Consider the following 9,968-nt stretch of genomic DNA (forward strand, 5'->3'; position numbering starts at 1 on the left):
ATCGCCCCGCGCGCCGCCGCGCCAATTGCATGAATCGCCTGTTCGTAGTCGCGGTAATACCGCGCCGCGTCGGCCGCGGTGAGTGCCGCCTCACCCAGCATGTCGTAGGAATACAGAAAGCCCTTGGCCTCGCGTTTGCGCGCGTTCGCCAGCGCCTCGGCGATCGTCTGGCCCATGACGAACTGCTCGCCCATCAGGCGCATCGCGATATTCACGCCGCGCCGCACGATCGGCTCGCCGCCGCGCGCCAGCAGTTTGGTCAATGCCGAACTCAGCCCGGCTTCGCTCGATGTCGCGGTCAGCCGCCCGGTCAGCAGCAGCCCCCACGTCGCCGCGTTGACGAACAGCGACGGACTCTCCCCGACATGCCGGTGCCAATCCCCCGCGCCGATCTTGTCGCGGATCAATTTATCGCGCGTCGCGGCATCGGGAATGCGCAGCAGCGCCTCGGCGAGGCACATCAGCGCGACACCCTCCTGGCTCGACAGCGCATATTCCTGCAACAAGGTCTCGACCAGCCCGGCGCTCCGCCGCGCGCGCAGGACTGTGATCAGGTTCAGCGCGGTCCGCCGCGCCTGGTCTGACTGGGCCGGGGTCAGGGTCGCGGCATCGATCATCGCCGCCACCGCTTCGGGCTCGGGCCGCCGGTAAGCGCTGGTGATCGCCGCGCGCAACACGCCCTGCGGCTGCACATCCTGCGCGAAACCAAGGAACGGAACGCTCGCCGGTTCATCGGGCGGCACCACGAGGGTTTCGCCGCGTTCCAGCCGCTCCAGCCCGGCCATGATGACCTGCTTGACCAGATGATGCGGCGTGTGGCCCTCGCGCTCGGCAACGCGGCGCAGACGGGCGCGCACCTCGTCATCGAGTTTTACGCCCATGGTTGAGACCGTCATGTTACCGCGCTCCGTGAAAAGGTGACACCCCTCGGCAGCAATGGGTTACACCTGTTCGCCATCGCGATTCAACACTTCTTTATCGATTTTTTCGTCCATCCCCGATCGCTGCGCGGCCCCCAATGACGCGGAAGCGCAATTGAGCTATCGGTGATCTCGTCATGACATTCGGGCGCAGCCAGTTTCGTATCGCGGTGAATTTCGCTCTGGACGGGCTGCTCGCCGCCCTCGCGGTAATCGCGGCCGGATGGCTGGCCAATCCGTCCCACCCGATGCCGAACCCGGCCGCGCTGCCGCTGGCCGGCACTGCGGCGATCTGGCTGATCGGGGTGCCGTTCGGTCTGGCGCGCCAGCATTGGCGTTTCACCGCGCTGCCCGACCTGACCGCCATCGCCTCGATCGCGGTGCTCGCGGCCTTGCTCATTGTCCTGCTGCTGGTCGGTGTCGGAGCGGCGCTGCCCTCGGCGAGTTTTCCCGTTCTTCTGGTGCTGACCTTCGCGCTCGGCCTGACCGCGCCGCGCCTGCTCTATCGCATCGCCCGCGCGCCGCGTGACGCGGCCGACGCCGATGCCGATGCGGCACTTCTGCTCGGCGATGGCGAGGCGGCGGAATTATTCCTCGCGGCTCTGGCGCGCGAAGGCAATCGCCGGTTGCGCGTGGTTGGCCTGCTGTCGGCTTCGGGCCGGGAGATCGGGCGGCGCATCCATAACGTGCCGATCCTGGGAACGATCGAACAGCTGACCAGCGTGCTCGACCGCCTGGGCGCGGCGGAGCAGATGCCCTCGGTGCTGATTGTCGCGAGTGCCGAGATCATCGGCGCCGATCTGCGCGCGATCATGGCGGCGGCGGAGGTTCTGGGTCTGCGGGTTGCCCGCGCGCCCAGCCCGACCGCTCTGGCCCCGACCATCACCGGCGAGGCGTCGTTGCGGCCGATCGCGATCGAGGATCTGCTCAACCGGCCGCAGGTGGCGCTCGATCGCGAGGGGATGGCGCGGCTGATCCAGGGCCGGCGGGTGCTGGTGACCGGCGCCGGCGGCTCGATCGGTTCGGAACTGGCCCGGCAGGTGGCGGGATTCGGGCCGGCCGCATTGGTGCTGCTCGATGCCAGCGAATTCGCCCTCTGGCAGATCGATCTCGAGATTTCCGAGCTGTTTTCAGGATTGCCGCGCGAGGCGGTGATCGCGGATGTGCGCGACCGGGCGCGGATCGACCAGATCTGCGCGGCACTGCGGCCGGAGTTGGTGTTTCACGCCGCCGCCCTGAAGCATGTGCCGATCGTCGAGGCGAATCCGCTTGAGGGCATGGCGACCAACGCGCTCGGCACCCGCAATGTGGCCGACGCCGCGCGCGGCGCGGGGGCGGCGCTGATGGTGCTGATTTCGACCGACAAGGCGGTCAATCCATCCTCGGTGATGGGAGCCTCCAAGCGCCTCGCGGAAATGTACGCACAGGGTCTCGATGTCGCGGGACGGCAGCGCCAGCCGATGAAGACGGTGACGGTGCGGTTCGGCAACGTGCTGGGCTCGACCGGTTCGGTGGTGCCGCTGTTTCGCCGGCAGCTGGCGCGCGGAGGACCGCTGACCGTGACCCATCCGGACATGCGGCGCTATTTCATGACCGTGCGTGAAGCGGTGTCGCTGGTGTTGCAGGCGTCGGTGGTGGGGGCTTCGGGGGCGGCGTTGCCGGTCGCGGGCGGCGGGATTTTTGTGCTCGACATGGGCGAGCCGGTCAAAATCGTCGATCTGGCGCGCCAGATGATCCGGCTGGCGGGGTTGCGGCCGGATGTGGACGTCGCGGTGCGGTTCACCGGCTTGCGGCCTGGCGAGAAATTATTCGAGGAATTGTTCCACGGTGCCGAAAAACCGATCGAAACCGGGTTTCCCGGCCTCCTGATGGCCGCCCCCCGAGTCGCCGACCCGGCGATCATCGGCCGGGCGCTCGACGAGGTGGCCGCGATCGTCGATCGCGGCGATGCGGCGTCCGGCATCGCGCTGTTGCAGCGCCTGATCCCCGAGTTCAGCCCCGACCGCAAGCAGATCCTGTCCTCATAGGTGGTGCGCCGGTGTCTTTTCACGCAGGAACCGCTTGCCTTGTTCTAAAGGGTTCCATAAGGCCAGCGCATGGATATCGATGAACCGCCGATCCCCTTCCTCGACCTCAAGGCCCAGCAGGCCCGTCTGGGGCCGGGGTTGCGCGCCCGGATCGATGCCGTGATGGCGCACGGCCAGTTCATCCTCGGCCCGGAAGTCGCCGAGCTCGAGCAGCAACTCGCTTCATTCTGTGGCGCGGCGCATTGCATCGGCGTCAGTTCCGGCACCGATGCGTTGCAGATCGCGATGATGGCGGAAGGCATCGGCCCGGGGGATGCGGTGTTTCTGCCGGCATTCACCTACACGGCGACCGCCGAAGTCCCCTTGCTGCTCGGAGCGACGCCGGTATTCGTCGATATCGACCCGGCAACGTTCCAGATCGACCCCGATCACCTGGAGCGGCGGATTGAAGCGGCGACGCAGCGCGGGTTGCGGCCGCGCGCGATCATCGGGGTCGACCTGTTCGGCCAGCCGGCGCCGTGGCCGGCGTTGCGGGCGATCGCGGCGCGGCATGATCTGTTCACCCTCGATGACTGCGCGCAGTCGTTCGGCGCGGCGCTGGACGGCGCGCGGCTGGGCCACGCGGCGACGGCGACGGCGGTGAGTTTTTTCCCGTCCAAACCGCTCGGCGCCTATGGTGACGGCGGCGCGCTGTTCACCGAGGACCCCGCGCGCGCGGCGCTATATCGCAGCTTGCGCAGCCATGGCGAGGGCGCCACGCGCTACGACGTGCAGCGCATCGGCATGAACGGGCGGCTCGATACGATGCAGGCGGCGGTGCTGCTCGCGAAACTGGCGGTGTTCGAGGCGGAGCTGGCGCGGCGCGAGGCGATCGCACGCGCCTATGATACGGGGCTTGCGCCGTTCGTCACGGTGCCGGCGCGCGTCGCCGGGAGCGCCAGCGCCTGGGCGATTTATGCCGTGCTGTTCGCCGATCAAGCGGCGCGGACACAGGCGCAGGCGGCGTTGCAACGCCGGGGGGTGCCGAGTGCGATCTATTACCCCAAGCCGCTGCATCACCAGCCGGCCTATGCGGGCGCGCATGACGGGGCGAGGCTGCCGGTGTCGGAGGATGTCGCGACGCGGATCATGGCGCTGCCGCTGCACCCGGATCTGAGCGATGCGCAGGTCGCCCGCGTGATCGGCGCGTTCGAAGGGTTGGGTCTGCATGCCGCGCGGTGACCTTTATCCCGAGATCGGTCCGTATCAAACCGGCTATCTGCCGGTCGGCGACGGTCATGTGATCTATTGGGAGCAGGTCGGCAATCCGCGCGGCAAGCCGGTGCTGTTTCTGCATGGCGGCCCCGGCGCCGGGGCCGGGGCGGTGCATCGGCGGTTTTTCGATCCGGCGATCTGGCGGGTGCTGATTTTCGATCAGCGCGGGGCGGGTCGCTCGACCCCTCTGGGCGGGCTGCAGGCCAATACCACGCAGGATCTGGTCGCTGATATCGAGGCCTTGCGTGCGTTTCACGGCATCGAACGGTTCATCCTGTTCGGCGGGTCCTGGGGCTCGACCCTCGCCCTGGCCTACGGTCAGGCGCATCCCGAACGTGTCGCCGGCATGGTGCTGCGCGGTATTTTCCTTGGCCGCCCGATCGAGGTGGCGTGGTTTCTGCACGGCCTCGCGCAGTTTTTCCCGGATGCACACGGCGCGCTGGTGAATTTTCTGCCTCCCGCCGAGCGGGGCGATATTCTGGGCAATTATCTGCGCCGGCTCTGCGATCCGAACCCGGATGTGCATGTGCCGGCGGCGCGGTCGTGGTCGGTCTATGAGGGTTCGTGCTCGACCCTGATGCCGAGTTTCGAGACGGTGGCCGCCTTCGCGCATGACCGCACCGCCATCGGGCTCGCGCGGATCGAGGCGTATTATTTTGCCAACGACCTGTTCCTGCCCGAAGGCGGGCTGCTGGCCCATATGGACAGGCTCAAGCACGTGCCGGCCGAGATCGTGCAGGGGCGCTACGATATGATCTGCCCGCCGCAGACCGCGTTCGAACTGGCGCGGGCGTGGCCCGGCGCACGGCTGACCATGGTGCCGGATGCCGGGCATTCAGCGTTGGAACCGGGAATACGCGCCGCGTTGCTGGCGGGGCTGGATCGGGCGCGTGCCCTGATTTAGCCCCAATCAGGGGTGAGTGTTTCAGGATCAGGAGAGGAGCAGAGATGGCATTGCTCAGGCGCTCGGTTCTGCGGGCGGGTGCTGGCGGTCTCGCCAGCGCGGCGGCGATTCCGTGGGCGCGGGCGGCGGCCGGTCCGCCGCTGGTGCCGCTGACCATGGCGACCGGCGAACCCGGTGGCGATTTCGCGCTCTATGGCCCCGCCTGGGGTCAGCAGGCCAGCAGACTCGCGCCGATCGCGGTCTCCTACCGGGCATCGGGCGGCAGTGCCGCCAATATCCTGCTGGTCGAGCAGAACGCGGCCCAGCTCGGCTTGACGACATTGGCGGTCGCCGATCAGGCGTGGCTGGGGCAGGCGGCGTGGACCGGCCACGTCAAGCTGCGGGGATTTCGCGCGCTGTTTCCGATTTTCGAGGCGACCTGGCAGGTGTTCGCCCCGATCGATGGTCCCGTGAAGCAACTCAGCGACCTTGCCGGAAGGCGGCTCGGCGTCGGGCCGGCCGGCGGCGGCAGCGAGATGCTGACGCCCGCGCTGCTGGCCGCGGTCGGCATTACGCCGCGCCTCGCCGTTGCCGGGCTCTATCTGGAACAGATCGACCTGCTGCGCCGGCGCAGGATCGATGCCTGCGCCTTCCTCGGCGTCACCCCGCTGCCGGCGATCCGCGCCGATGCGGCGCATGGCGGGTTCAACCTCATCGGCGTCAGCCGCGCGCAGGAGATCGCGATGCGGCGGGCGACCCCCGGGTTGGTCGGCAGTATCATCCCGCGCGCCAGCCTGCCACGGCAGACCGCGGCGGTCGCGACAATCGGGTCCGAGACCATCGCGATCGGCCGCGCGGATCTGCCGGATGCGCTGGTCGAAAAATTGACCGAGGCCGCCTTGAGCCGCCAGGCCGATCTGCTCGATGCCGCGCTGATCGGCGCCGGCAGGGTCGGGCCGAAATCGGACTGGATCGCGGGCGACGACCCGATCGCCATTCATCCCGGCGCGGCGAAAATACTGCGCCGCCACGGCTTCGCCGCGCCGTCCCGGCTGGTTCGCAGCTAGAGTTCATCGCTTGAGGTTGACGCTGTTGCGTCGGTCGAGCGCGATGAAATTGATCGTCAAACAAAGACGGGAGCATGATCGACCAGGGGCGATCATGCTCCCGATCCGGGCGGCGGATGGTTGCCTGTCCGGGTTTTCGCTCTATGGAGGGCGGATCGGATTCGGGGTGGGTTGATGCGGAAACTTATTGTGACACTGGTCGATCTGAGCCGCCGCAGAGCCCTGATGGTGTCGCTCGGCTTTGCCGTGGTGATCGCGCTGGGGTTGGTCTATGCGGTGCATCATCTGGGCATCGACACCGACACCGATCATCTGTTCGCCCGTTCGCTGCCGTGGCGCGAGCAACAGATCATCTTCGACCGCGCGTTTCCGCAGTTCAACAATCTGATCGTGGCGGTGGTGCGCGACGTGACGCCCGAAGGCGCGGACGCGACGGCGAAGGCGCTGGCCGAGGGGATCGCGGCGGACAAGACCAATTTCATCGACGTGACGCGCCCCGGCACCGGGCGGTTCTATCGCAACGACGGGCTGCTGCTGCTGCCCGAGAAACAACTCGCCTCGCTGTTGAACTCGATCGTGACGGCGCAGCCGTTTCTCGGCCAATTATCCGCCGATCCATCGGCGGCGGGGTTGTTCAAGGCGCTCGATCTGATGGCGGTGGGCGTGAGCACCGGTCAGGCCGACCTGACACCCTATGATTCGCAGCTGAAAAGCTTCAAGGCGGCGCTCGATCAGGCGGCTTCGGGGCATCCGACGCCGATTTCCTGGCAGGCGCTGCTCACGCCGGGGGTCGCCGCCGAACAGGGCGATGTGCGGTTCGTGCTGATCCATCCGGTGCTCAACCATGGCACGCTCGAACCGGGAGGTGCCGCCACGGCGGCGTTGCGGCGGATCGCGGCGGGTCTGCCGAGCGTGAAATCGGGCCAGGCCAGCGTGAACTACACCGGGCAGATCCCCCTGTCCGACGAGCAATTCGCCAGCCTGACCCAGGGCATGGCGCTCGGCCTCGCGATCAGCCTGGCGCTGATCACACTCTGGCTGATGCTGGCGGTGCGCTCGTGGCGCATGATCGTGCCGATCCTGATCACGCTGGTCGCCGGGCTCGCGCTCACCCTCACCTTCGCCGCGATCGCGATCGGCACGCTGAACCTGATTTCGGTGGCGTTCGCGATTTTATTCGTCGGGCTGGCGGTGGATTTCGCGATCCAGTTCTGCGTGCGGCTGCGCGATGTCCGCACCAGGGAGAGCGATCCGGCCATGGCGCTGGTCGGCGCGGCCGATGAGGCCGGCACCCAGATCGCGCTCGCCTCGGTGGCGACCGCCTGCGGCTTCCTGGCCTTCGCGCCGACCAGCTTCATCGGCGTGGCCGAGCTGGGTGAGATCGCGGGCGTCGGCATGCTCATCGCATTTTTCTGCACCGTCACGCTGTTGCCGGCGTTGCTCGCCTTCACCAAGCCGCGCGGCGAGGCCGAGCGGATCGGCTTCGCGCTGGGCGATTGGGGGGATCGGAGCCTGCGCCGGCATGGCCGGCCGGTTCTGGTCGTGTTCGCCCTGCTGGCGCTCGCGGGGATCGGGGCGGCGAGCACGATCAGTTTCGATGCCAACCCGCTCGACACCCAGAACCCCGACACCGAGGCGATGCGAACCCTGAAGACCCTGCTCGGCAAATCGGTGACCAACCCGTTCTATATCGACGCTCTGGCCCCGAACCTGACGGCGGCGCGCGCCCTGGCGGCACGCTTCGCCGCGTTGCCCGAGGTGGCGCAGGTGATTTCGGGCACGACCTTCGTGCCGACCCATCAGACCATCAAACTCGCGATGATCGCGCAGACCCAGGGGATTCTCGCCCCCTCGCTCGCGAGCGGGCCGGTGCCGCCGGTCACGCCGGCGCGCCTGCGCGAGGCCGCGACCAAGGCGGCGGCGCAGATCGCCGACATCGCCGCACAATTGCCGAAAACCTCGCCGCTGCTCGGCATCGGCCGCGCGCTGGAGCGGTTGAAAACCCTGCCGGATGCGCGGCTGATGCAAGCCAACACGGCATTGGTGTATTATCTGCCCGGCGAGTTGAACCGGCTGAACGATGCGCTGTCGGCGCAGCGGATCACCGAAGCCAATTTACCGGCGGCGGTGAAGCAGGACTGGTTCCTGCCCGATGGCCGGGTGCGGTTGCAAATCATCCCCACGGCGGCGGCACAGACCTCCGCCGGGTTGTGGCGCTTCGTGGCGGCGGCGCAGCGCATCGTGAAGGTGGTCTCCGGCCCGGCCGCGACCACGGTGGCGACCGCGAAGACCATTCTCGGCGCGTTTCGCGAGGCGGCGGCGCTGGGGGCGGTGGCGATCGCCGTCATTCTGATGGTGTTCCTGCGCTCGGTGCGGGATTCGGCGCTGGTGGTGGCAACCCTCGCGCTCTCGGCATTTCTGACCGCGCTGTTCGCCCGCCTCGCCGGCATCCGGCTCGATTACGCCAATATCATCGCCTTGCCGCTGTTGATGGGGGTTGGCGTGTCGTTCAACGTCTATTTCGTGATGAACTGGCGCGCCGGCATGCGCAACCTGCTCGGCTCGGCGACGGCGCGGGCGGTGCTGTTCTCGGCACTGACCACGGGAACCGCGTTCGGCTCGCTGGCCGCCTCGCATGATCGCGGCACCGCGAGTCTGGGCGCCGTCCTGCTGATCAGCCTCGGTGCGGTGCTGATCGCGACCTTCATGTTTCTGCCGGCGCTGCTCTATGCCCTGCCGCCCCCCGCGACGCGGCGATGAGTCTCGAAAAACGCAGCGTCAGCCTGTCGGGTCATCGCACCAGCATCGCGCTGGAGCCGCCGTTCTGGGCGGCGCTGGAGGCGATGGCGGCGGCGCGCGGGATCAGCCTGACCGCGCTGATCGCGGCGATCGATGACACGCGCGACCCCACGGACGCGCTCGCCTCGGCGCTGCGGGTGTCGGCATTGGCCGCGCGACCGCCCGGGGTGTGAGCGCTTGGGGCGGGTGAGCGCTTGGGGCGGGTGGTTTTTATGGTTTCCCGGCACCGCCGATGGTGGTATGTGGCGGATCGAAACAATTAACACGCGGAGGTGAGGCGGACGATGTCGGTTGAGATCGAGGTGATCGCCGCCGAGGCGCCGGCCCGGCAGGCGCTGGCCTTCATGCTGACCGACATTGAAGGCTCAAGCGCCCGCTGGGAGCGGTTCCCGACCCTGATGGGGCGGATCATCGCCCGGCACGACGCGCTGATTACCGCCGCCGTGGCCGAGGCGGGCGGCACGGTGTTCAAATCCACCGGCGATGGTCTGTTCGCCTCGTTCCCGACCGCGCATCAGGCGCTCCACGCGGCGATGGCGGCGCAGCACGCCCTGGCGGGGCTGGATACCGCCGCGATCGACGGTCTGGCGGTGCGAATCGCCATCCATATCGGGGCGGTCGAAGCGCGGGGGGGTGATTATTTCGGCCCGGCGATGAACCGTGCCGCCCGGCTGCTCGGCATTGCCCATGGTGGCCAGATCCTGCTCTCCGAGGCGGCCGCCGAGGCGGCGCGGCCGATGCTGGCGTCGGACGCCGCGCTGATCTGCCTCGGCCGCCACCGGCTGAAGGATCTGATCGAAGCCGAGACGGTGTTTCAGCTGCGCACCCCCGATCTCGACCAGGAGTTTCCGGCGCTGCGCTCGCTCGATGCGCGGCCGAACAACCTGCCGCGGCAGGCGAGCCGTTTCATCGGTCGCGAGGCGGATGGCAGGGCGATCGCTTCGTTGCTGCGCACCCATCGCCTGATCACCCTGCTCGGTCCTGGCGGCATCGGCAAAACCCGGTTATCGCTCCAGAT

Annotated in this window: 8 protein-coding genes; 7 read left to right on the top strand and 1 reads right to left on the bottom strand. The window is 68.2% G+C overall.

The annotated features are described in order from the left end of the window. Positions 1–896, bottom strand: an 896-nt coding sequence (locus ACP5E6_RS07125; protein ID WP_427953251.1) for a proline dehydrogenase family protein, incomplete at its 3' end; no start/stop codon positions are given. Positions 897–1,057: 161 nt separating this feature from the next. On the opposite strand from ACP5E6_RS07125, the gene ACP5E6_RS07130 reads away from it, so the two are divergent. The 7 genes from ACP5E6_RS07130 to ACP5E6_RS07160 form a co-directional block, all read left to right on the top strand. Beyond that, on the top strand, positions 1,058–2,947 hold the full coding sequence (locus tag ACP5E6_RS07130; protein ID WP_427953253.1) for a polysaccharide biosynthesis protein: 1,890 nt from the start codon (positions 1,058–1,060) through the stop codon (positions 2,945–2,947). A gap of 69 nt (positions 2,948–3,016) precedes the next feature. Beyond that, on the top strand, positions 3,017–4,168 hold the full coding sequence (locus tag ACP5E6_RS07135; RefSeq protein ID WP_427953255.1) for a DegT/DnrJ/EryC1/StrS family aminotransferase: 1,152 nt from the start codon (positions 3,017–3,019) through the stop codon (positions 4,166–4,168). Next, entirely contained in the window at positions 4,155–5,105 is a 951-nt protein-coding gene (gene pip, locus ACP5E6_RS07140) for a prolyl aminopeptidase (protein ID WP_427953257.1), read from the top strand. Before ACP5E6_RS07135 ends, pip begins: the two co-directional genes overlap by 14 nt. A gap of 44 nt (positions 5,106–5,149) precedes the next feature. Beyond that, positions 5,150–6,151 carry a TAXI family TRAP transporter solute-binding subunit gene (locus ACP5E6_RS07145; RefSeq protein ID WP_427953259.1) on the top strand — a complete coding sequence of 334 codons (1,002 nt, stop codon included), beginning with the start codon at positions 5,150–5,152 and terminating at the stop codon, positions 6,149–6,151. Positions 6,152–6,325: 174 nt separating this feature from the next. Next, positions 6,326–8,911, top strand: coding sequence for an MMPL family transporter (locus ACP5E6_RS07150; protein ID WP_427953261.1), 2,586 nt, complete (start codon positions 6,326–6,328; stop codon positions 8,909–8,911). After that, positions 8,908–9,123 (top strand): ribbon-helix-helix domain-containing protein, encoded by a 216-nt coding sequence (locus ACP5E6_RS07155; protein WP_427953263.1) that lies wholly within the window; start codon positions 8,908–8,910, stop codon positions 9,121–9,123. The genes ACP5E6_RS07150 and ACP5E6_RS07155 overlap by 4 nt, the downstream gene beginning before the upstream one ends. A gap of 111 nt (positions 9,124–9,234) precedes the next feature. After that, a partial coding sequence (locus tag ACP5E6_RS07160) for an adenylate/guanylate cyclase domain-containing protein (protein ID WP_427953265.1) occupies positions 9,235–9,968 on the top strand: 734 nt, incomplete at its 3' end.

This window comes from Acidiphilium sp. (assembly GCF_049977125.1).
In the GTDB taxonomy this organism is placed as follows: Bacteria; Pseudomonadota; Alphaproteobacteria; order Acetobacterales; family Acetobacteraceae; genus Acidiphilium.